We start from the raw sequence: 24,510 nt of genomic DNA, 5'->3' as shown, positions 1-24,510 counted from the left end.
GGCAGATTACAAATTCCATTAGTTGCATAAAAAAGCAATCAAGAACAAATAGTATGGGCAGGAGGTGTTGATTATGGATCCCTTGAACTCTACTATTTTGGACGATAATCTTAAAGAGCTTCAAGAAAGGCTTGGCCATAGCCCTGATATTGTTATTCGTAGAATTAAATCCATAACCACACAGGTTGAGGTAGCTGCCGTATATATTGAGGGATTAATAGAAAAATTGAGGGTCAACGAGTTTGTGGAGCATGCGATGTCGTTTGATAAACTAAGTGAAGAACACCCGGTGGTAACATCCGCTGAAGATATCTTTTTGTATATGAAAGAAGTGGCGAGAGGAATCGGAGAAGAACAGACGCTTGAAGATTGGGATGTGCTTTTTGAGGCTTTATTCTCTGGAGATACCATTCTTTGGGTCAACGGGATAAGGGAAGCTATCAGAGGGAATACAAGCGGCGGTGAGGTTAGAACGGTATCGGACGCTACAACTCAAGTAGCCATTCGTGGCTCCAAGGAAGGTTTCACAGAATCTATTGGGACGAATATCTCTCTGGTGCGCAGGAAAATAAAAAGCCCTAATCTCTGGGTAGAGTCGATGAAGATAGGTGACGTCACGCAAACGAATGTATCTATTATGTATATTCATGGAATCGTCAATGATAATACCTTACAGGAGCTCAGAACTAAGCTGCAAAGCATTGATATAGACGGGATTCTGGAATCTGGATACATTGAGCAATTTTTAGAAGACACTCCCTTTTCCCCATTCCCAACATTATATAATACGGAACGTCCTGACAGTGTTGCAGGAAATCTTTTAGAAGGACGAGTTGCTATTTTTGTGGACGGGACCCCGTTTGTGCTGATTGCACCTACAACCTTTTTTATGTTTTTACATGCCGTAGAAGATTATTACCAGCGTTATGATATTACGACTTTGATCCGAGTATTGAGATTTATTTGCCTTGTTATTTCGTTATTTGGCCCAGCACTCTTTATTGCGATTCTAAATTTTCATCAAGAAATGATCCCAACAGCCCTACTTATTAATTTTGCTTCGCAAAGGGAGGGGGTTCCATTTCCGGCTTTTATTGAGGCTATGCTGATGGAATTTACTTTTGAGATTATACGTGAAGCAGGAATTCGTATGCCATCCCCTATAGGTCAAACTGTATCGATCATTGGGGGCTTAGTGTTAGGACAGGCAGCCGTACAAGCCGGTATTGTCTCTCCTGCAATGGTTATTGTAGTTTCACTTACAGGAATATCCAGCTTTGCTACTCCTGCTTTTAATATGGCTCTTTCCATACGCATCTTGCGTTTCATCATTATGTTTATCGCAGCCTTTATGGGGCTTTATGGAATAACGATCTTTACTTTTATTTTGGTTGCTCATATGTGCAGCTTGAAATCGTTGGGTTTTCCATATATGTCTCCGTTTGGTCCTTTTATCGCTGAGAATCAGAAGGACGCGATCTTGCGTGTGCCCTTGAAATATATGAAAACTCGGCCGCGTCTTATTAGCCAAAAAAATAATACTCGACTTAAGGTGAATGATGGAAAGCCGGGGAGTGGCAAATGAAGGCCGGATGGATGATGCGTTCATTTATTTGTATATGCTGCTTAATGTTGCTGACAAGCTGCTGGAACAGTCGGGAGTTAAACAATTTAGGCATTGTGACCGGTATAGGTGTGGATAAAGTGCCGAATAAAGAGGAATATCATGTTACTTTTCAGATTGTGAATCCATCCTCAACAGCCACAAGTGCAGGAGCTAGCACCGGACAACCCACGGTCACTATTTATTCTTCCACGGACCGTACGATCTTTGGTGCTTTTCGCAAGACTTCAAAAAAGGCGGCAAGACAGATGTTTTTTGCACACACGCAGCTATTAGTTTTAGGCGAATCTACAGTGAAGAGCGGTATTGATGGGATTTTTGACATCTTTGAAAGGTCCCATGAGCTGCGGCTCAACACGAATGTTATTGTAGCCAGAGATACGGAAGCATCCTCTATTCTGAAACTATTGCTTCCCGTAGAAAGCCTGCCTGCAATTGGGATTATTAAAAAGAGTAAAAATACCGCTAGAATATATGGAGAAAGCCGGGATATCAATATTTTTGAGCTAATTAATGGTATCAGTGGGGAAGGGTCAGTGGTGATATCCGGAGCCAGAATTCTTGGAGACGCTGAAGAAGGAACTAAAAAATCCGGGATGGAGCAAACTCAAGTAAAAGCACTTGTCACAATGAGCGGGCTAAGCGTATTGAAAAAAGGGGTTCTTCAGGGATGGCTGGATGGACCTCTTGCCCGGGGGGCACTGTGGGTACAGAACGAGATTAATGAAACCAGTATTAATGTAGATTCAGATGAGGCTAAAGATTCGATAGCTGTGAACATTAATTATTCAAAAACAAAAATTAAGATTGAACTCCGCAATAAAATACCCGTCATTCATGTGAATGTTGTGGAAGAGGGGACACTTAATGAGACTCAGAGTTATATTGAGCTAAGTGATAGAGAGGTAATCGTTCAATTGGAACAACAAGTGGCTCTTAAAACTAAACAGGAAATAACCCAAGCCTTACAGGCTGCTCAAACTATGAAATGCGATATTTTCAATTTTGGGAATGAACTGAAGCGCACAAATCCAAAAGCATGGGAGACTGTTAAGGACGATTGGGAGTCAGTGTTCGCGGAAGCGGAAGTCGACGTTTCTGTGGAGGCATATATTCGCAGTGTAGGAATGAGATTAGAGCCGCAATTGTTAAAGGAAAAATGACAGGGTTTAGTTGAGAAAGGTGGGAGAAGGCCACTTTATGAAAAAAGAAACCATCAGCGCGAGTCAATTATTTGCTTTGATTTTTTTGTTTGAATTGGGAACGGCCCTTGTGGTACCGATTGGACTTGAAAGTGGCCATGCTGTCTGGATTGCTATTCTGTTAGCTTTGCCCGGTGGACTTCTTTTGTATTTGATTTATGTTTATTTATACCGGCAATATCCGGGCATGATTATTAGCGGGTATACAAGAAAGATACTGGGCAATGTTATAGGCTGGCCGTTAAGCTTAACATACATTCCAATCCTTCTCTTCAATGGCTCCCGAAATCTGCATGAATCAGGTGAGTTGTTAATAGCTGCTTCTTACGACAGAACACCCGTGTTCATCATTTATGCAATGATGGTTGTTGCGGTAATTTACATCTTAAACAAGGGGATTGAGGTGTTTGCGCGGACAGCTGAGATTTATATGCTGATTATAATATTATTGGGCTTGACCAGTTGCTTTTTGGTTATTGCCGCCGGACTTGTAAAACTAGATAACTTGTTTCCGTTACAGGCCTCGGATTGGAAGAATGCATTAAAATCAGCCTATCTGAATATATGGCTATTTCCGTTCGGGGAGATGGTATGTTTCACTACGATTTTACCTCATATCAAAAAAACCAAGGTAGCAAAAAGAACCGGAATCATCGCAATGACTTTATGCGGATTATTACTCAGTTTTACCCATGCCATCGAAATATCCGTTCTAGGAACAGAAATCTACAGTAGAGCCAATTTTCCGATGTTCACTACGATAACGTTAGTAAACCTGGCCAATTTCATTCAACGTTTGGACGCGCTTGTGCTCTTAACCTTAATCATTGGAGTATTTTTTAAAATGTCAGTATATTGCTACGCTGCAATGGTAGTCACCGCGGATCTATTCAAGGTACAAGACAGCAGGAAGCTCGCCGTTCCCGTGGGTATTGTTGTTTTGTTCGGGGCTTTTATTAGTTCAGCAAATTATCCGATACATATGGACGAAGGAAGGATATTTCTGAAATATATTTTGCCATATTTCTGTGCCGCTGTACCTATTCTCTTGTGTATCGTTCATTACATCCGCAGAAAATTAGGGAGTATAGGTTAGTTTATTTTATTTAATGGATTTATTGCTTCTATTTCGGATAGAGGATGTAATTGTATTAACAAAAGGTAAGGAGATAAAAACGAGCATAGTTATTGATTCCTGTATGCTTGTAGCTGCAAAGGAGTCATAGATCGTCCGCATTGAAGCGGTGAGGGTTTCTCCTGATAAAAGGTCGATGATTACTGCCATCAGCAACCCCATAAAAGCAAGCATGAAATATAGTGATAGTAATTTCATAATGATCAACTCCATTTGCTAGATTAACCTTAGGCTAAATGTATTATTACCTCTTGAGTGTTTTTGTAGTCAAAAGACATAACAAATCCCCTACTGCTCCAATGTTGTTGGAAGCAGTAGGGGATTCTAATTTAAGCGCATTTTATTGTGTAAGCCAAGCAGCCAGCTCTTCGGTCTGGGATAACACGGCAATTGGATCATAGTACCAGGACCGTTCTTCTTTCCATACATAGAGATGGCCATTTTTTACAGCGGGTAGGCTACTCCAGATTGGATCAGCTTTGTAATCAGCTTCTGTACGGTTATTGGAAGTTAAGATAATATAATCTCCTGCGTATTTAGCGAGTGCCTCTGTAGAGATTTCCGCCCATTGCTTCTCCATAATTTCTGCGGCCACAGCTGTAGGGGGCTTGCGACCCAGCGCCTGATAGACAGGCTGTCCGCCTCGGCCAAAGTTATCGCCATAGGCCCAAATGGATTTTCCGCCGTCTTCCATGATGGAAAACGTTGCATCTGCAGGGAGTGCTTTGTCTACTTTGGCTTTAGCTTCAGCTATCCGTTTGTCGTAATCTGCAAGCCAGCTTTTGGCTTCCTCTTCTTTACCAAGGAGTTCTCCGAAATAGGTTAATTCGGCATGAGCATCTTTCAGATCACCATATGGTACAACGATGGTTGGAGCAATTTTGCTTAGTGCTTCATAGCTTTCAGCTTGTCCAGAAATAATCAAATCAGGATTAAGTGCGATGATTTTTTCAGGTGACATTTTGCCGTAAGTTCCAGTGTCTGCAACTCCAGTAAGTGCCTCCTTAAAATACATATTCTCCAGTGTTAATCCGGGAGCACCAACAGGGATGGTATCTAGCGCAATCAGACTGCCCAAATATTCCTCAGCGACAATCCTTTTAGGTTGAACAGGAATTTCAATATCACCATTTATAGTAGTGACCTTTTTTAGAGCAGCTGTTTCCGTAGTTTCTGTCGGTTGACTAGTTTCGGTAGGTGCTGTAGTAGCCGATGATGTGTTGCTGGTGTTACTGCCTGTATTCCCCACAGAATTATTGGAATTCCCGCAAGCTGATATGACTAGAATTAATGTCAGCATGAGGGGAAAAAGAAGCCAATGGGATTGTTTGGTGCTATTTTTTCCTGGATTATGCAATTTGTTGTTCCTCCTATGTATATTGATTATCATTCTCAATAAGAACTTTACAAGCTTCACCGGGTATTTACTATGGACGGATATGATCTCAGCTTATGCAAATTTATGATGTCATTACCCGTAGCAATTCTTGAAGCTGTGCCTGTGAGGACAGTGGGTCAAATCCGTAGAACATATCACCTTGGTTCAGAATATATACCCGTCCGTTACGTACTGCATCTAATTGCTTCCAAGCTTTAGAATGTAGTAGGCGAGTAAAACGTTGTCTTCCCTCAGATGATGAAGGGATGCTGGTGATAATAATATGGTCAGCAGGAAACGATACGATATCCTCAATGGATGCCTCTAAGTACCCGGAATCTGTGATCCCTTTTTCAATAATTACGGAGGGGGGCTTGAAGCCAAGATCACCGTATAGAATTTGGCAACCTCTGCCGAAGCTGCTACTGAAACAGTAGGCGGATCGGGAGCTAACCTCCCACACGATAGCCGTACCTCTCTCCATTCCTATTGCATGGTTTAATAACCCGTTGGCGGTAAGACAAAGTCTGTCATAATGACTTAGCCATTGTTCAGCACGCTGTCGTCGATTCACAACCTCGGCAATCAGAGCAAATTGCTCTCGCCAACTCATTTGCATAAAGGGCAGCTCAATAACCGGAGCAACAGGAGTCAGAATCTTATTGTCGGGTAGACTGTAGCCGATAATGACGTCTGGTTTTACCGCAGCTACTGAGTCATAGACTAATGAAAATTTACCTTCGCTCATTTGAAGCTGCTTGGAAGCGGGAACTTGTTCCAAGCTATGCTGCCATTCGGAATAAACCCCGAGTTGAGGCATGATTTCCAGTACTCGCAGGCTAGCGGTGTGATTATAGTTCAGGGCAACGACCCGTTTATTCTTATTCTGGTAGGCTGTAGGTGAAACGCCAACCAGCTGCTTGAATTTTCGGCTCAAATAAGTTCCCTCTTCGTAACCAACCTCATGTGCCAAAGTAGTCAGATTGGGGGAACTGGTGAGAATTCGTTGCTGGGCTTTTCGGATTCTTAATAGTGTAATATAAGCACTGAAGGATAGACCTATTGATTTGCGAAAGGCTCGCGAAAAGTGCTCAGGGCTCACTTCAGCTAAAGCAGCCATTTGATCCCGTGTGATATCTTCATTGTAATGAGCTTCTATATACTCCGTCACTTGCTCCATCCAACTGCTTGATCTTTCTTTACGGGATGTCAGTTCACTATGAAGCTCCACTAGGAACTGGGTGAATAGCTGCTGGACCCTAAACGGCTTTTGCTTATCAGCGTCTATCCAAGCACTGTAAAGCTCACCTGCCAAGGCTGTCAAACGTGTAGAGGCATGGTGGACAGGGGAGTTGTCATTTATAAAAATGTCCTCATCTTTACTCTGGGGTATACAGGAATACTCCATCCATATCCCCTTTAACTGTAATTCAGGTTCCATCTTCAATAAAGAAGAACTACTAAGGGCTATTAAGCTTCCGGCCATGACCTTGTGTAGCTTACCGTCTATTTCAAGAAAACCTTTCCCATCCCAGATCATCATAAGGCTGGAATTAGTAGAAGAAATGTTTGAGGCTGTGTAGTTGGTTATTCCCGATAAGCTGATGACCCGAAGGGGCATATAAAAAGGATGGGATGAATAAGGCATCCCGTCGGATTGGATCTGCATGTAGTAATCCCCTTCTTTTCATTGATAATCATTCTCATTTATAGTATAACAGTCTTTCTTACTATTGACTATAATGATGCTTATGATAGTGTTTAAAATAATCCACGAACGGAATAGGGTTAGCTGATAAGAAGGGGTTGAAGTCATCCATGACGACCTGGAATTTACAAGGAACTGTAAGTCACTTATTAATATGTAACGGTAGCAGCTGCAAGAAACACAAAGGTGAAGAGGTAGCTGAAGCGATAGAAGATGAGATTGAGAAGCAGGGCGCACAAAGTCTTATACATACGACTGTGACCCGTTGTAATGGAAGATGTTCAGATGCTTGTGTGGTGATCGCTTATCCCGAAGGTGTGTGGTACAAAGAGATTACACCTAAGCTGGCGAAATCATTAGTGCGGAAACATTTGCAGGGGGAGAAGCTTGAAGATCACGTGTTATACACCTATGATGGACAATTGATTGCTTCAAATGAAAAGGACGCTAAAGGGAAAAAGAAAAAATAGCAAGGCTTGGGAGTACCTTTTAGTTGCGGTTCTAACCCTGTACAGAGGAATATCTCGTGCAGGGTTATTTATTTATAAACAGGGGAGGATTATGATTGAATCGGATCATGACCAGACTCGTAATAGGACTGTGTGCTTAATTAAGGACATCAAATTTGACTTGCAGGGCTAACGTTGACTATGCTATTAAAAAGTGAATGAAATAACACAGTATATATGATGGTTTATAGGGGAGAGGGTACGATGGAGAGGCTGCAGGTGTGGCCAGAGAAGTTCAAAAAATTTTTTCTGAATAATAAATTTGTAGTAGTGCTGCTCATTATGCTGCTGGTTGGAATTAATATTCTGGTATTCTCCAAAATACCGTTTATTTTTAAGCCGATATCAGTATTGCTGCACACCGTGGCCGCACCATTATTACTGGCAGGTATAGCTTATTATTTGCTGAATCCGTTGGTAGATCGGATGGAGAAAAGATCCCGAATAAAACGTGTATATGCAATAATCATCCTATATTTGTTGATTGCTGGTATCATCACGCTGGTTTTGTTTATGGTCATTCCAATTATACGGACTCAGCTATCAGGATTGATCGACAATTTTCCAAGGTATAGTGAATTAATTCAAGAACGGTTTATGGATCTGACCGGAACGGAGTTCTTTGGGCAAGTTCAAGATAGTATCGGAACGAACCTTAGTGAGATAACATCTAAGATAACAGCGTGGGGCAGTTCTTTTCTGAATAATGCCTTGACGGGTGTTGGCAGCTTTGTAGGAGCCCTTACAGAGATTGTCTTGGCGGTTGTAACGACGCCATTTATTTTGTTCTACTTGCTTCGCGATGGAAAAAAATTGCCGGATTATATTCTGAAGTTTGTACCTACTTCTCTGCAGCCGCAGACTCGTATGGTCATGTCGGAGATGAACAGTCAGGTATCCTCTTACATACGCGGGCAAATTATAGTCAGCTGCTGTATTGGTCTGCTGCTCTATATTGGCTATTTAATCATTGGTTTGGAGTACTCTCTCGTTCTGGCTATTGCTGCTGCTTGTACAGCAGTTGTTCCTTATCTGGGCCCGGCAATCGCGATTACACCTGCCCTAATTGTGGCGATGGTCACTTCTCCATTTATGCTGCTGAAGATGATTATCGTGTGGACAGCTGTTCAGCTGATTGAAGGAAAATTCATCTCACCACAGATCATGGGCAAAACGTTGAAGATTCATCCGATAACCATTATTTTTGTGATTATATTCGCAGGTAAAATGTTTGGAATTCTGGGGATTATCCTTGCAGTTCCGGGTTATGCGGTACTTAAGGTGGTATTTACACATCTTTTTGAATGGTTCCGGTTTCGATCCGGCTTATATAAACAGATTGAAGAGAATAAGGAATAATGTGGAAGGGTGAAATGTAATGGGAGCACCAATAGCAGTAACCTCTTATGGTAAGCTTCAGGGAATACAGGAGGGGGAAGTGAACATTTGGCGCGGGATCCCTTTTGCAGCTCCACCTGTTGGAGAACTTCGGTTTCGTGCACCACAGCCACCAGAAGCCTGGGATGGGATTAGAGATGCTTCTGAATTTGGTCCAGTTAGTCATCAGCCAGCGGATACGAGAGGTACTCGGTTCGGTGGCAAGACGCCGCTTCATTCCGAGGATTGTCTGTATTTAAATATTTGGGCGCCAGCAGTTCATGATGAGCCCCTGCCTGTTATGTTCTGGATTCACGGGGGGACGTTTGTGACCGGGGCTGGAAGTCAGCCGCAGTTTGACGGCACAAGCTTCGCTGAGCGCGGCAAAGTAATTTTAGTGACCATTAACTATCGGCTGGGTCCATTTGGATTCATGAATTTGTCTCCATTTGGCCATGGGCTTGCTTCTAATCAAGGATTATTGGATCAAATTGCCGCGCTGGAATGGGTAAAACTGAATATTGCTGCTTTTGGCGGGGACCCGCAGCGGGTAACTGTATTCGGAGAGTCAGCAGGGAGTATGAGTATCGCAGCCCTTTTGGCCATGCCAGCAGCGAAGGGGTTGTTCGCTGGTGCGATTATGCAAAGTGGAGCTGCTCAGACACTGCCTTCCGAGCAAGGAAAGTACATTGCAGCGGCACTGCTAGCTGAATTAGGGATTGCTCCAGATGGAGATGCCAGTCTTCTGCAAACATTTTCTTCTGAACAAATTATCGATGCAGCCGCAAGAATGACTAAAAAGTTAACGGGTGGCTCAATTGGCATGTTATTTCAGCCTGTCATTGATGGGGATACACTTCCTGTAGAACCTGCACAGGCTGTGTCAGAAGGATCGGCACATGGTATTCCGCTATTGATCGGAACCAATCGTGATGAGGGCAACTTGTTCTTCAGAGAAGAATCACCTGAGGCAGACTTTGACGAATCACTCAAGGCGCTGGAGCAGATGATGGGTACTGGGAGTCTGAAAGAGATTGCTAACCATTATTCTTCCACCTGGGAAGGACAAGCCGAAATTCTAACGGATCTTTACTTCTGGGCAACCTCGGTGTCTCTGGCGGAAAACCAATTGAATTATGCACCAGTCTGGATGTACCGTTTTGACGGCACGATCCCAGGTCATCCTTTGTTAAATAAAGCTGTGCATAGTGCAGAAATCGTTTATGCCTTTAATAATCTATCTCATCTAACCCATCTTAGGGCAGAAATTAATCCAACGATGCAGAAGTTGGCTGAAGTTATGCATGACGCTTGGATTGCTTTCGCTCATCAAGGAAATCCGGCTACAGCAGAGAGGGTATGGCCGAAATACAATCTGGAGGAACGGGCTACCTTGATCTTTGATGAAGATACGCATGTAGCTTATGATCCTGAGTCAGAGAAACGCAAAAGAATTGTCACTATGCTGGCTTAAGAAGATTGAGAGGCTGAATAAAGATGCAGGTAGAAGGTTTTAACCATGTGACCGTAAATGTCAGTAATTTAGCAAATTCCCTGAATTTCTACACAGGAATTCTGGGCCTTCAGCTAGTTCATAGAGGTAAAACTGATGCTTATCTGGAATGGGGAAGTGCCTGGATATGTCTTCTTGAAAAGCCTGATTATATGGCGATTGCAAATAATGTGGTTGGGGTAGACCATATCGCTTTTAGTATTGCAGAGGAACATTTTGAAGAAGCCGTCCAAGGATTGCAAACCCAGAATGTGCCCATAATTAGAGGGCCGATCAAACGGGGAATAGGCTGGACGGTCAATTTTCTAGATCCGGATGGTATACAGCTGGAGCTGCATACCTCGAATCTGCGGGAACGAATGAGTGTTTGGAACACTGCTACCGAATAAAGATGGGTGTCCTATCAGCCTAAACGGCTAATGGGACACCCATTTTTTTAACGACCTAAATATTCTTTGATTCCTAAAACTACTGCTTCGGCTATTTTATTTTGGATGTCCGGGGTAAAGAGTAATGCTTCATCCTTGGTATTGCTTAAGTAACCACATTCTAATAATATTGCAGGCATTTTGGTTTCTCTTGTTACATGATAGTTAGCTTGACGAACCCCTCGGTCCTGTAGTCCTGTAGCAACTGCGAGATATTTGTGAACGGTTTGAGCGAATAATAAGCTATCATTACGTGTGTAATAGGTCTCTGTGCCACTAGGGTTACTTTTACTGCCCGCCGGAATACTATTGGCATGAACAGAGATAAATAGATCGGCTTTTACATTGTTGGCGAGGTTAGATCTGTCCTGTAGAGTTGGGTATGTATCGCCACTGCGCGTGAGTATAACCTCGATATTTGGTTCTTTCTTTAGTAATTCTGCAATTTTCAGTGCTGTCGGCAAGGTGAAATCTTTCTCTTTAAGCTTATTAACACTTGAACTCCCTGGATCTTTCCCACCATGTCCTGCATCGATGACGATTATCTTCTTGTCTGTGTTGCCGGTAGAAGGTGTAGGAGTTGTAACCGGTACTTCTGGTAAGGTGGTTTCAGGAAGCGTAACGCTAGTCCCATTAAGATCCACAATAATAAGTCCATCATTAGCATTTATCAGACTGTAGCTATTAGCGCTGTTTAGATCAATGACGATCCGAATGGTAGATGGGGAACTGCTGAACAATGAATAGCGAACGGCAGAGACATTAGGATAGTCAGTAACCGTTAACTGTCCGCTTTGGTTCTTTCCTACGGACAGATTCTGATGGAAGTCGGTTCCAAAGCCAGTATTCGGTAAATCCACGACAATTCGGTCTTTGTCTGTCATAGTGAACACGGTAGGTTTTATACTGCCGTTCACTGCAATAACCAGCTGGTTATCGATGAAGCTTAGATTGGTGACTGTAGCTACTGAGCTATTCCCTTCATTTGCTGTATTCCCGTTTGATCCGTTGTCTGAAGGTGCTGTTGGAGTGGGTTGTGGAACCGTAATTTCCGGATCGCTTCCCCCAATCTCAGGTACTGGAGAGGTTAAATATACGGTTTTGGTTACATTGTCCCAACCGACAGTAGTTCCTGTCTGTTCCCCAACAAATCTTAAAGGAACAAGGGTTGTGCTGCCACTGAGAAACGGAGGATTGTCCAGTTTGACTTGTTTCCCTGAAGCTTCTGCCATCGTATTATCCACGATCAGCTTTAAAGTAGTTCCCTTTTGCTCAATGATCGCCGTCTTGGTCACATTATCCCATTTCACGGTATAACCAAGCTGTTCCGCAACAACACGAAGAGGAACCATTACACTGCCATTTACAATTTGTACCTGTGCTTCTTTTGAAATCTTAAGATCGTTGCCGTCTAGGTTGATGTGTGTTTCCGCAGAGCCGGCATAACCAGTTCCTGGATGAACCAGCACCAACAAAAGCAGCAGTAACGCCAAAAAACCAAACTTTTTCATCTGCAATCCCTACCATCCCCGTTTATTGGTCTCTAGCAATTCTTACTTTTTCTTCCTTTGATGCCGTTTAAGGCTCGTATAAAGTATAAACGACAATAGTTTCCAAAAGTTGCGCTCTACAACAGATAAAAAGGAAAATTTTCGGTATAAAAATAGAAAAAGAGCCTTCCCAAACATTTGGGATAGCTCTCATTTGCTAGAGAGATTTTATTTTAACGATGTATAACCTGTTTTCTCTACCAATTTCTGACCTTGAGCAGATTGAATCCAATCCAGAAAGGGCTGAATATTAGGGTTGTCGCTTCCCGCGGTCACTGCATAAAATTCTGTTGCCAAAGGGTACTGTCCACTACGAATACTTTCCTTGTCTGGTTGAATACCATCGATGGCCAGCAGGGCTATTTCCCCGTTTCGATTCATTTCTGAGGCGTAAAATAAGAAGCTGTAGCCCAGTGCATTTTTATAGTTGCGATAGCTGGAGGTTTGTTGAATGATACCGCTCATAATATCCGCTACGTCTTCTTGAGGCGGCTTCATGAGTGGAGTGTCCTTCATAAACTTTTGCAACATCGTTTGGCTTCCGCTATCTTCAGGTCGTTGAAAAGCACGGATTCGGTTATTAGCTCCGCCTACATCTTTCCAATTTGTGACCTTGCCTGCGTAAATATCTTTAAGTTGAGCGGTGGAAAGTCCGGTTACGTCGTTTCGTTTGTTTACAAAAAATACGAAGGCCTCGCGGCCGATCGGCGTAAGCTTCAGTTCGACACCTTTTCTTTTAGCTTCTTTTTGTTGTGCAATTGACGGAGCCGCTACAAATATAATATCGGTTTCTCCTTCAATTAATCTCTTGTAAGCTTCAGGCGTGCTGCTGCAAATTACTTGACTTGTTTGAAAATCATACGGATTATAATAACCCTCAGGATAAGTAGATTGAACGAAAGCTGAATACAGTGGATAAAGTGCGGTTGCGCCGTCCAATCTTGGAAGATCGCTATCGATATGATAGGAAGAAGGCTCGTCCAGATTCACTGCTTTGGTCTTCTCAGCAAAGGGTTCATACTGTAGCAGATTAACCTCCCGATCATCGACAGTGGCAATTCTGTTGACGTACGCTTGCTTGATCTCATATCCTGCGGTCGCGAGCAGACTAAGTCCGAGGATAGATAACAATACAATATTGCTTGTTCTTCGGGACAACACATTAAATATGATGAGTACAACATAGATGGCTAATACGATCGCTAAGATCGCCACAAGTGGGGTATAAAACAGCAGTCCTCCGTAAAGCGCAGTAATTATAGCACCTATGAATCCTAAAAAAGCTATTCCTCCAACGGCAAAAATGGAGAACAATAATTTCGTCCAGAATGCTTCTTTCATAACAACCTCCTCGACATGATTACTAAACTATGGAAAAATCAACATAATTTCATTATACAGAAGTTTTTTGGATGAAGCAGTAGAACAATTACGAACAAACATGTAATAAAATGCTGCGAAACATGAAAGTAATGTGTACATTTTCATAAAGTACTGGACGAATGGCTTGAAGAGGTTTATTCTGAGATTGTGAAAAAAACAACGGAATACAAGATTCTCGGGGTAGGGTGAAATTCCCGACCGGCGGTAATGTTCAAAGCGAACTGAGCCCGCGACTCACTTGTTCTGCTTGCAGAGAAGTGACTGATCTGGTGTAAATCCAGAGCCGACGGTAAAGTCCGGATGGGAGAGGATCATAAGATAAAGACGCTAGGAGTCTATCCTTGTACGTCTTTATTGATAATGCCCCCGAGTTTACCTATTTGGTAATTCGGGGGTTTTTGGTCTCTTATCGAGGGTTTGTATCGACAAGGAGAAGGAAATTATGAGTAATGTTACAGCTTCATCATCAACTAAGGTTGGCAGTACATCAGCGCTACGCAGTGGATTTTGGCTCGTTGTGATTGGTGCAGCATTATGGGGCGTTGATCCGCTCTTTCGTATCATCCTGTTAAAATCCTTAACCTCATCGCAAATTGTTCTTCTGGAGCATGTGGTGCTTTTCTTGGCTGCTTCACCTGTTCTTTGGCGTCACCGGGCGGAGCTTAAAGGAATTGGATTTCGCCAGATTGGTGCTTTATTGATTGTTTCATGGGGAGGCTCTGCCGGGGCGACGATCCTATTTACGATGGCACTTTCCAGTGGGGATTTGAATGCAGTGCTGTTACTGCAAAAGCTTCAGCCAATATTCGCTATCGGTCTCGCTGCTTTAATTCTTAAAGAACGTTTGCCGAAAAATTTCGGACCACTCATTGTGTTGGCGCTGGTAGGAACCTATCTGCTGACCTTTGGCTGGAGTATCCCTTTCGGACATGTGAATAACTTTATTGGGGTTAGCAGTCTGATGGCCTTGGGAGCAGCTGCACTGTGGGGGGGATCGACAGTCATGGGACGTTATCTGCTCGGTTCTATGAAATATGAGACAGTGACTTCGCTGCGGTTTATCCTTGCGCTTCCTTTACTTTTCGTTATCACTACGCTAGAAGGTGCTCCGTGGCAGATTCATGGCGGGTTTGGTGCATCGGCAGCTATTGCGGTTAATTTATTGCTGCAAGCTTTGCTGCCAGGACTTCTTAGTATGTTGTTGTATTACAAAGGACTTAGCACGACCAAAGCTTCCTTCGCCACATTGGCTGAACTCAGCTTTCCTATGACGGGAGTAATCATCAACTGGATTGTGTTCCAACAGCTGGTCACTATCCCGCAGATTCTCGGATTTGCCTTGATCTGGGTCGCTTTATTCTTTTTATCTAATCAACAGTCCAAACCACAAACGCTCTGAGCAGATTGAAGTGGAATGGTTCTACCTATATAAAGATGATTCGAAGCCGTATGGCTTTCGGATCATCTTTTTTTGTATGTGATTTTACTCCTTGCTTAGATCAAATCGACTGCAAAAACTGCTGAAATGTTTCTAACGTAACATATAGCAGAGTTAATAAAGCGTTTACAATTAGGGAGTGCACAAAATGACTGTGCTGCTGAGTACATAATCCATGATTAAATTATTTAGGAGGAAGCAGACATTGAAGAAATCATTTGTATTATTTATGATTCTGACCTTTCTTATTTCCCCTTTTACGTTTGGGCAGTCTGCTCAAGCGGCAGGAGATGAGAATATTGCCCTAGGAAAGCCTGCTATATCCGATAGTGAGCTTGCAGGATATGAAGCGGGTAACGCAGTAGATTCCGATGAATGGAACACACATTGGACGGCGAATGACGGGAGCTTTCCTCATAGGCTGGAAGTAGATTTGCAAGGTGCATATGATTTGTCAGGTGCAACTGTCATCTGGAATGCATGGAGTTACATTAATCAATATACGATTGAAGTATCACGTGATCATAAGGTATGGACAACAGTTGTGGACAAAAGTCAGAGCAGCAGTGTAGAGCAAACTCAGTACAATGCTTTTAAGCTGCGGAATGTTTCTTATGTAAGGGTCTACCTGACCGGCATCAACGGCGGAAAATGGGCAGCCATTAATGATCTGAAGGTCTGGGGTGTTCCCGCAGCCAGCGCGCCGCATGAGCCGGCACAGGGTGAAATACAAACTGTTCTGCCAGTACGGTTGGACACGGAAATTGGGCAAGCCCCTGAGCTTCCAAGTGTTGTAACTGTGGTATATAGCAATTCTGACACGGAGGATGCCCAGGTTGCTTGGGATGTGATCCCACCAGCAGAGTATTCCCGTCCCGGAACCTTTACAGTAAGCGGTTCTATCTCAGGTACTGTGCAGAAGGCAGTGGCGAAGGTAACAGTAGTAGGTGACAGCAGCACGCCTATTGTTGGATTTGAGAGTATAAATGTCAGCACAATTACGGATGTGCCTGCTTTATTGCCATCAGCGGTAACGGCTATATACGAAGATGGGTCAAGCAAACAGCTGCCTGTAACCTGGGATGACCTTACTGAAGCGGAGTACGCGGTTGAAGGAACTTACAGCGTAATGGGGAAAGTTGCAGGGACAGACCTACAACCCACAGTTGATATTCAGGTTACTCCGCTTGTGCTGCAATCCGGGTTCATAAAAGGTGCGGACATTTCCACACTGGAAGCGATTGAGGATGCCGGTGGAAAGTATTACGACAATGGAGTAGAAAAGGATTTGCTGGATATTCTTAAAAGCCGGGGTGTAAATTACATTCGGCTACGTTTATGGAATGATCCTCAGGAAGCTGGCGGCTATAATGACCGTGAGCATGTTGTGGAAATGGCGCAGCGTGTCAAAGCCAAAGGCTTTAAGCTGTTGCTTGATTTCCACTACTCTGATTTCTGGGCTGATCCCGGAAAGCAAAACAAGCCGGGAGCATGGGCGGATTACTCCTATGATGAATTGAAGCAAGCGGTATATGACTATACCAAAGATGTTATGGATGAGCTAAAAGAAAAAGGAGCTTCACCCGATATGGTCCAAATCGGAAATGAGATTAATGGGGGCTTGTTATGGCCTGATGGCAAATCCTATGATCAAGAGAATGCTTTTGAGAAGGTTGTTCCGCTTCTGGAGAGCGGAGTGAAGGGAGTTAGAGACAGCGAGGGTGCAGGTCAGGATATCAAAATTATGATCCATCTTGCTGAAGGTGGCAAAAATGATATGTTTCGTTGGTTCTTTGACGAATTAACGCAGCGGAATCTTGATTATGATGTGATCGGCGCGTCCTTTTATCCGTATTGGAGCGGAACGATGGATAGCCTGCAGTTTAACTTGGACGATATCTCTAAACGATATGGTAAAGAAGTGATTGTGACGGAAACCGCGTATCCTTACACGCTGGAGGACGGCGACAATTTTGAGAATAACATCGCCCGCCAAGATCAGCTAGACGGCAGTGGCTTCCCAGCTACGGTTGCAGGTCAAATGGCTGAGGTCAAAACAGTAATGAATGTATTGTCCAAAGTACCCGATGGTAAAGGAACAGGCTTGTTCTATTGGGAACCAGCTTGGATTCCAGTGCAAGGTGTAGGCTGGAAGGTAGGCGAAGGAAATGCTTGGGAGAATCAGGCAATGTTCGATTTTGCAGGGAATGCACTCTCTTCATTAAATGTCTTCAAAACCCCGGTGGCCGGTGAGGGGGGCGAAGAGGAACCCGGAACGGGAGGAAATCCTGGCACTGGCGGGGAACCCGGAACGGGAGGAAATCCTGGCACTGGCGAGGAACCCGGAACGGGAGGAAATCCTGGCACTGGCGGGGAACCCGGAACGGGAGGAAATCCCGGCACTGGTGAAGAACCCGGAACGGGAGGAAATCCCGGCACTGGTGAGGAACCCGGAACGGGAGGGAATCCCGGCACTGGTGAGGAACCCGGAACAGGGGTTAATCCTGATCCTATCATCACCGTCAGAGATTCAAGCGTTGTAAATTCAGCAAATAAAGCAGTGGTCGAACATACAACGGCAGGACAACTTCAGGTGAAGGCACAAGCAGGAATTTCCGGCATAGCTGATATCACGCTAAGTATAGAGGATATCAATAAGGCGTTGTCGACGCTTCCGGCGGATGGAAAACTGGTTATTTCTGTTCTGCCATCGACGGGAGAGCTTAAGGGAGCAGTCGTTCATCTTCCGTTGAGTTCTATACTAGAGCAGGGCAAACATCCTCAAATAGTAATTGTATATGGGACGGCCTCTGTTACGGTTTCTACGGAAGCAAGTGCAGGAATTATAAAGACGGGAGCTAAGGAACTAACGCTCTCACTGGTTCAGGTAGCTACGCCAACCTTGCCTTCACCATTGGCAACTGGAGCAAAAGACTACCCGGCCTATAACATCCATGTGTCAGTAGACGGGACTTCTATCGATGTTTTCAAAAAAGGAGCAATATCGGTAGCCTTCCACTACAAGCTGAAGCTCGGGGAGCAGAGCCAGCGGATTGCTGTTTATTCGATACTTGCTGATGGAAAACTCGAAGTTATCAAAGCTGTGCGGTACAACCCAACCGCGGAACAGATTGTGTTTAATCCAAGTCATTTCAGCATTTATGCTGCGGGGTACGCAGAGGTGGGGTACACAGATTTAAAAGCAGCAGATTGGGCCACGTTAGCGATTGAATCCTTGACGGCTAAAGGGATCGTGCAAGGAATAGGAAACGGGATCTTTAATCCGCAAGGGGAGGTTACACGTGCTGAATTTGTCAGCATGCTGCTGCCCGCGCTGGAGCTTAATGCAGAAAGAGGGACAGGCAGTTTTAAAGATGTGAACCTTGATGCGTGGTATAGCTCTGCTGTGAATACTGCTGGGAGATTGGGTGTTGTACAAGGACATGCGGATGGCACTTTTGGCCCGAATGATAAATTGTCCCGTGAAGAAATGGCAGCTATTTCATACCGTGCACTTAAGTTGGCGGAGAAAGTGAACGGTCAGAAAGATGTGAACGTTATTTCTTTTAAAGATAAAGACCTGATCTCGTTGTATGCCAGTGAAGGGATAACAGCGCTTGCGCAGGCTGGGATTATCAATGGATTCGAAGATGGCAATTTCCGCCCGCAAGCCCATACAACACGCGCTGAAGCGGCTTACATCATACTCAATCTTTTGCAGCAATAATAGGCAGACAGGCAATAACTGTGCTCGAAAAGGCAGTTAGGGCCTGTCTTTACCACATTTTTTAGATATTTATCTTTTCGCAAGTAGGGATTGTTTGTACAATAGGGGCTATGACATTTGAGCCGGAGAGTGAAGGAACGTGTATAGATATAATTTATTTACCAAAATCGTGAGTATCATGGTCATTATGCTGATCCCGATAACCATCCTTTACTTCTATTCCAATAAAACGACCACGGATGTGCTGCGTACGGAGTTAAATACTTCGAATAATAATCAGCTTAGTTTTTTTCAGAATCAGGTAGAAAGTAATATGGAGTTATTGTCCTCGTGGCCGATTCTGCTGATCCATGATCCTGATATCCTCAGCCTTAAGGATACTTATCTGGAAAAAGGGCGTTTGAATCTGGATACGATAAACCTGATCAAACGGATTCAGACCAAAATCAGCATTCAAGAAAGCTCCTCCAATTGGAAGAGTAAGCTATATTTATACTCCCCGTCCATTCATCGTATGGTGTCTGAAAATGATGCGAAGTTATACGAAGATGAGGATCTGAAGCGGGAAGTGAAGTCGGGCTGGCATGTGGAGAAGATTGAAGGGCAGGAGGGTGACCGCTTCGTATTCTCATGGTTTTCTTTTACACCTTTTATGTCAGAATTCGCTCCGGAAAAAGTCAAAACGGTTATGAAGGTAGAGTTCGACAGCCGGAACATAGAGGATATGCTGGATAAATTCAAAAGTGATGGCAGAAGAGATCCTTTTTATTATAAGCAGGGAACAGGACTTATTTTTAACCGCAGTGCCGACAAGGTGTTAGCTAAAGAATTGGTAGACAGGCTAGAAGAGACCCAGCTGAAGCCTAGTGAGAATCGCACGGTCAAAATAGAAGGTGAATCCTACAGTGTAAATATCGTCTATTCGGACAAAATGGGCTGGTATTTGATCGACTATATGCCGCTGACTGAAATCCTACATCCGATCCTGACCTCTAATCGTTTATTTTATTTTGCGATCAGTGCTTTGTTGTTAATGAGCTGTCTCGTAGCCTATCTATTATATGTTCAAGTGCAGGTGCCTATAAGGTTATTGGTTGGAGGCTTTCAACGGTTGAAGCAAGGGGATTATTCTGCGCGAGTGGAGATTAAAGGGAAGAATGAATTCAGCTTCCTGTCCGGCCGGTTTAACAGTATGGTAGAACAGATTCAGATGCTGATCGAGAATGTGCTGATGGAGAAAATCCATGTTCGCGAAGCCCGCTTAAAGCAGCTTCAATCACAGATAAATCCACATTTTTTCTATAATTGCTTCTCCTTTATTACAAGTATGGCGAAGCTCGATAATATGGGGGCAGTCGTTGGGATGTCGCATAATTTGTCCCGATATTACAGATACACCACTCGTCAGGAACGTGATTTGGTTGCGCTGTCTGAAGAGGTGGAATTTGTGAATCATTATCTGGAGATCCAGAAGATGAGGATGAGCAGACTTCGTTATGAGATCAATATCCCACCGCAAATGCGCAAAAGAGAGCTTCCGCCGCTCGTACTGCAGCCTTTGGTGGAGAATGCGGTTATACATGGAATTGAGCCCGTCGCCAAAGAGGGACTGGTGCGGATTACGGGTTCCTGTGCAGGCAGAGAAATGACGCTTACGGTTGAGGATGATGGTCAGGGCATGACGCCAGAGAGAATTATAGAACTGGAAAATAAACTAAGCAGGGCGATGGATGAAGAAATGGGCTGCGGTTTATGGAATGTGCATCAGAGAATGCGGCTGCGTTTTGGGGAGACGTCTGGCTTGCGCATCTCGCCTTCTCCGCTTGGAGGATTACAGGTGACACTGCAGTGGTTGCTGCCCTACACAGACAATGAAATGGAATGACATCTAGGAGGGGAAAGAATGATAGAGCTGTTGTTAGTTGATGATGAGCCCTATGTTACGGAAAGTTTAGCTCGTACTATTCCATGGGCTGAAATCGGGGTAAAGCAGGTGCATCAAGCGGCATCGGGTGCTGAAGCTCTGCAAATTATGGAACAGCAGGCTATAGATATTATGGTTACGGATATTTCAATGCCAGGAATGACTGGCCTGCAATTAATTGAAGCCGTGAGCGAGAAATGGCCAAATATTCGGTCCATTTTATTGACAGGTTATTCCGATTTTCAATATGCGAAAAAAGCTATTCAACTGCAGGCATTTGATTATATTTTGAAGCCGGTAAGTGATGATGAGTTTATCAAAAGCGTATCCAGTGCGATTGAATCTTTGAAAGACGAATGGGAAGCTCATGATAGATATCATTTGCTGCTGTATAATCGCAAAGCCGATTACAGTGTTTTGCGGGCTAATCTGATGCACGAATTGCTTCTCGGCAGGGTGCTGTCTGAGCGGACACTAGCCATTAAGCTGAAGGAATATGAAATCTCCTTCCAGCCGGATGCTGAAGCGGCGATGCTGCTGATTCAGCTGGGTAAACATTATGCCGCAATGGATCATCATTCGGTCTCTCTTATGGAATATGCGATCGGCAACATTGCCGAGGAGCTTTTTAAGGAACAGTTCCATGTCTGGTTCTGCAAAGCGCCGCATGATTGCTTGATTCTGCTTGTTGAATTAAAGCCGGCAGTACAGCAGGAATTGGAGCAAATGGCTAACTATGAAGCTGCAAGGCAGCAAATCCTAAAAGCGGTGATCGCGAATTTCCGAATTAGTGTAAGCAATTACCTCAAGGGTGAGATTTCACTGATTGTAACGGAGTGGTTCACCTTTCCGGAGGGGATGACGGCTGCCTATAGAAGCGGTCTTAGCTCGATGTATTTGGCAGCACATGATGAATCCAGCTCCGTGCTGTTTTTGGATGACCGCCAGCATCAGGAGACGATCAGCATCAAATCGCTCGAATGTCTTTATCGTCCACCTACACTCATTCATCTGCTGGAATCTAAACAATGGGATACAGCAAGGCAAAAAATTGCTGACGTGTTCCGGGATATGGAGAATGCACGGTTTTCCAGTGAACATCTGTACGAGGTCTTTCTATCGATAACGAATGCATTTATGTATATAGCGCATAAGAGTGGTCAGTTCATCTCCAAGATCGACCAATACGCTTTAGATCCGTTGTTGACGCAGAGTATTATTGTTTCTTTTGATAAGCTTAAAGATTGGGCGTTTGATATGCTCGATAAGCTTCAGAAGGAGCTATCCGAAAGCGATCAGAATACGAAAAGTTATATTATCAAGCAGGTGCATGAGCTGGTAGGAAACCATTCGGGGCATGAGCTGTCCGTCAAAACCATTGCCGATCATGTATATTTGCATCCAGTTTACTTGTCCAAGATTTATAAAGCTGAGACTGGGGAAGGACTTGGGGACTATATTATTCGGATGCGGATGGAACGGGCACTTTATCTGCTTAAAAATACGAATAAAAAAATCTATGAAATTACCTCTGAGCTTGGATATCAGAATCCGCAATATTTCAGTAAGATGTTCAAAAAACACTACAATATGACACCAAATGAATTCCGGGATGGATAGAGGTTGAGAAAGGTGCAGAAACCTTGTTTAAATGACGTATTCGGGCTCAGCGTCGTTCCCTATAATTAAAATGTAACCAACACTTATGGAATCCAAGGGGGAACAAAATGAGCGCGATGAAGAGAAAAAGATGGCTGCCGCTCCTGTGCATGAGCATGCTTTTGGCGGGTAGCCTTGCGGGCTGTTCTGGCAATAACGCTGCTAATAGTAAAGACACTGCTGGAGATAAAACAGCTGGTGAAGCGACTGCAAATACAGCTTCCAATTCTGAAAACGCCTACAAGGATAAATACGATCCTGAGGTGACATTTACAACCGCATGGGGCGTGGACCCTGAGCTTAAATTCAAAAACGGTGAAAGCATTGAGAATAACGTGGCTACAAAATGGGCTAAAGAAAAATTCGGCATCAACATTAAGTCCCTTTGGTCCATCACAGATACGAACGGCGCATTTGGTACGAAGCTGCGTTTATCCATGTCTTCAGGTCAGGACATGCCTGATGTGGTAACCATCGGTACAGCCGACAACACAATTGCACAGGATTTGATCGATTCCGGCATGTATGCAGATGTAGGAACTTTGTTTGATAAATATGCTTCAGATACTTGGAAAGAAGCGATGGCACAGGATCCTAACGTTTGGAACCAATACAGCCGTGATGGCAAAAGAATGGGCCTGCCTGTTCTCGATTATGCATATAACCATGATTACATTCTGTGGATCCGCCAAGATTGGCTGGATAAGCTGAATATGCAAGCCCCTAAGACGATCGATGAGCTGGAAAAAGTGATGGATGCGTTCAAGAATCAGAACCCTGATGGCTTGGCACCAGACAAGGTAACTCCACTTAGTATCGGCTTCAAAACAACAATGAACACTTGGATGGGCGATCCATCTTGGATCTTTGGTGCTTACGGAACCTTGCCACAGCAATGGAATCTAGATGCTGATGGTAAACTAGAATACGGCTCAGTAAATGCTGGCATGAAGCAAGGGCTTGAAAAACTGAAGGAATGGTTGGCGAAAGGTTATATTCCTCAGGAAGCAGCTCTTTGGGATGAGAACAAAACTGCCGAACCAGCAGTTGCAGGTACAGCAGGGATTCTCCCGGGTCCTTACTGGATGAGCGGCTGGCCGCTTCAGGATACCGTGAAGAACTCTCCAGATGCAGTATGGGCTCCAATTGAAATTCCAGCGGGTCCAGATGGAAAGGTTATGCGTCATGGCACACAATTCACTAACGGTGTAACTTTGATCAGCACGAAAATGAAAAATCCAGAAGCCTTCTTTACTTATCAAAACTATCTGTTCGATAACTTTGCTAATCCAACGCCAGGCAGTGAACTGGATAACGGTCTTTTTGCAGGATATGACTATGAGCTGGACGCGAACGGCAAGATGATCGAAAATGATAAAATTGCTGGCGGTTATGTGAATAGTGTTCGTTATATGCTGGTTCGTGACGGTGCCCGGATCCCGGATGCCCAAATGAAAGCACTCCTTAACCTGGCAGATGGCGCAGAGCCAACAACCCGTCTGGAGAAGGACGTAGCTGTGAATTATGGTAAAGATACCCCTGCGGCTGCCAAAGTTCTGCTGGCGCAAGAGGATAAATCCTTTAAGAATATGTTCACAGGTCCTACGACCGAAACTATGAAATCGAAGATGGACTATCTGAACAAAATTGAGAACCAAACGTTTAATGAAATTATCTATGGCAACAAACCGCTGGATGCATTTGATTCCTTTGTAGCAACCTGGAAATCAGGTGGTGGCGATCAAATCACTAAAGAAGTTAACGAATGGTATGACAGCGTAAAATAAGGTTTGGATTTAGTTTGACTAGGTAAAAAGAAGTAAACGGGACCGTCTCTTCAGCCGTAGCATTAGGCTTTAGGGAGGGTCCCTGTTTGCGTTTGAAGTCCTCTTTTTTCAATGTGATAAAGAGATTGCTTTTGTACCATATATATTGGTTTTGCCCGCTATTTGAGG

General features: G+C 43.9%; 17 protein-coding genes and 1 riboswitch. Of the genes, 12 read left to right on the top strand and 5 right to left on the bottom strand.

The features are described 5' to 3' along the window. Positions 1–73: 73 nt before the first annotated feature. The 3 genes from MHH89_RS12700 to MHH89_RS12690 are packed head-to-tail and all read left to right on the top strand — an operon-like array spanning position 74 to position 3,922. Positions 74–1,585: a spore germination protein gene (locus MHH89_RS12700; RefSeq protein WP_076310284.1), complete on the top strand. Its 1,512-nt coding sequence runs from the start codon at positions 74–76 to the stop codon at positions 1,583–1,585. Then, positions 1,582–2,787, top strand: a complete 1,206-nt coding sequence (locus MHH89_RS12695) for a Ger(x)C family spore germination protein (protein ID WP_076281414.1) — start codon at positions 1,582–1,584, stop codon at positions 2,785–2,787. The genes MHH89_RS12700 and MHH89_RS12695 overlap by 4 nt, the downstream gene beginning before the upstream one ends. A gap of 37 nt (positions 2,788–2,824) precedes the next feature. Next, positions 2,825–3,922 (top strand): GerAB/ArcD/ProY family transporter, encoded by a 1,098-nt coding sequence (locus MHH89_RS12690; protein ID WP_076281415.1) that lies wholly within the window; start codon positions 2,825–2,827, stop codon positions 3,920–3,922. A 6-nt stretch (positions 3,923–3,928) separates the two neighbouring features. Here the strand turns inward: MHH89_RS12690 and MHH89_RS12685 are convergent, their stop codons facing one another. The 3 genes from MHH89_RS12685 to MHH89_RS12675 form a co-directional block, all read right to left on the bottom strand. Next, the gene (locus MHH89_RS12685; RefSeq protein WP_076127617.1) at positions 3,929–4,159 is read right to left on the bottom strand and encodes a hypothetical protein; all 231 of its coding nucleotides are present in this window, start codon (positions 4,157–4,159) and stop codon (positions 3,929–3,931) included. Positions 4,160–4,301: 142 nt separating this feature from the next. After that, complete coding sequence (locus MHH89_RS12680; RefSeq protein WP_076281533.1) at positions 4,302–5,261, bottom strand: ABC transporter substrate-binding protein; 960 nt, start codon at positions 5,259–5,261, stop codon at positions 4,302–4,304. A gap of 160 nt (positions 5,262–5,421) precedes the next feature. Continuing rightward, positions 5,422–7,008 carry an AraC family transcriptional regulator gene (locus MHH89_RS12675; RefSeq protein WP_076281416.1) on the bottom strand — a complete coding sequence of 529 codons (1,587 nt, stop codon included), beginning with the start codon at positions 7,006–7,008 and terminating at the stop codon, positions 5,422–5,424. Positions 7,009–7,157: 149 nt separating this feature from the next. Between MHH89_RS12675 and MHH89_RS12670 the strand changes: the two genes are divergently transcribed. The 4 genes from MHH89_RS12670 to MHH89_RS12655 all read left to right on the top strand — a co-directional run bounded on the left by MHH89_RS12670 (position 7,158) and on the right by MHH89_RS12655 (position 10,835). After that, a complete protein-coding gene (locus MHH89_RS12670) occupies positions 7,158–7,517 on the top strand; it encodes a (2Fe-2S) ferredoxin domain-containing protein (protein WP_076184074.1) in 360 nt (119 codons plus the stop codon). 243 nt (positions 7,518–7,760) lie between these two features. Beyond that, positions 7,761–8,915 (top strand): AI-2E family transporter, encoded by a 1,155-nt coding sequence (locus tag MHH89_RS12665; protein ID WP_076127413.1) that lies wholly within the window; start codon positions 7,761–7,763, stop codon positions 8,913–8,915. 19 nt (positions 8,916–8,934) lie between these two features. After that, the gene (locus MHH89_RS12660; protein WP_076310285.1) at positions 8,935–10,407 is read left to right on the top strand and encodes a carboxylesterase/lipase family protein; all 1,473 of its coding nucleotides are present in this window, start codon (positions 8,935–8,937) and stop codon (positions 10,405–10,407) included. 23 nt (positions 10,408–10,430) lie between these two features. Beyond that, positions 10,431–10,835 carry a VOC family protein gene (locus MHH89_RS12655; RefSeq protein ID WP_076184069.1) on the top strand — a complete coding sequence of 135 codons (405 nt, stop codon included), beginning with the start codon at positions 10,431–10,433 and terminating at the stop codon, positions 10,833–10,835. Between the two features lie 47 nt (positions 10,836–10,882). On the opposite strand, the gene MHH89_RS12650 is transcribed toward MHH89_RS12655, so the two are convergent. Together MHH89_RS12650 and MHH89_RS12645 are read right to left on the bottom strand one after the other, a co-directional pair. Further along, entirely contained in the window at positions 10,883–12,385 is a 1,503-nt protein-coding gene (locus MHH89_RS12650) for an N-acetylmuramoyl-L-alanine amidase family protein (protein WP_076310302.1), read from the bottom strand. 207 nt (positions 12,386–12,592) lie between these two features. Further along, positions 12,593–13,765 carry a substrate-binding domain-containing protein gene (locus tag MHH89_RS12645; protein ID WP_076310286.1) on the bottom strand — a complete coding sequence of 391 codons (1,173 nt, stop codon included), beginning with the start codon at positions 13,763–13,765 and terminating at the stop codon, positions 12,593–12,595. A 209-nt stretch (positions 13,766–13,974) separates the two neighbouring features. Continuing rightward, a riboswitch (FMN riboswitch) is annotated at positions 13,975–14,123 on the top strand. A 126-nt stretch (positions 14,124–14,249) separates the two neighbouring features. Between MHH89_RS12645 and MHH89_RS12640 the strand changes: the two genes are divergently transcribed. The 5 genes from MHH89_RS12640 (at position 14,250) to MHH89_RS12620 (ending at position 24,342) form a co-directional block, all read left to right on the top strand. Next, positions 14,250–15,206, top strand: coding sequence for a DMT family transporter (locus tag MHH89_RS12640; protein WP_076104422.1), 957 nt, complete (start codon positions 14,250–14,252; stop codon positions 15,204–15,206). A 244-nt stretch (positions 15,207–15,450) separates the two neighbouring features. Continuing rightward, positions 15,451–18,972: a glycosyl hydrolase 53 family protein gene (locus tag MHH89_RS12635; RefSeq protein ID WP_076310287.1), complete on the top strand. Its 3,522-nt coding sequence runs from the start codon at positions 15,451–15,453 to the stop codon at positions 18,970–18,972. A 139-nt stretch (positions 18,973–19,111) separates the two neighbouring features. Then, positions 19,112–20,857, top strand: coding sequence for a sensor histidine kinase (locus MHH89_RS12630; RefSeq protein WP_076127421.1), 1,746 nt, complete (start codon positions 19,112–19,114; stop codon positions 20,855–20,857). An 18-nt stretch (positions 20,858–20,875) separates the two neighbouring features. Further along, a complete protein-coding gene (locus MHH89_RS12625; protein ID WP_076127424.1) occupies positions 20,876–22,516 on the top strand; it encodes a response regulator in 1,641 nt (546 codons plus the stop codon). Positions 22,517–22,623: 107 nt separating this feature from the next. Further along, positions 22,624–24,342, top strand: coding sequence for an extracellular solute-binding protein (locus MHH89_RS12620; RefSeq protein WP_038572454.1), 1,719 nt, complete (start codon positions 22,624–22,626; stop codon positions 24,340–24,342). Positions 24,343–24,510: the final 168 nt, after the last annotated feature.

Origin of the sequence: Paenibacillus sp. FSL H7-0323 (assembly GCF_038002725.1) — a bacterium.
GTDB classification, from domain to species: domain Bacteria; phylum Bacillota; class Bacilli; order Paenibacillales; family Paenibacillaceae; genus Paenibacillus_AQ; species Paenibacillus_AQ odorifer.
Note: the sequence above shows the minus strand (reverse complement) of the source record. Positions and strands in the feature narration are given on the sequence as shown.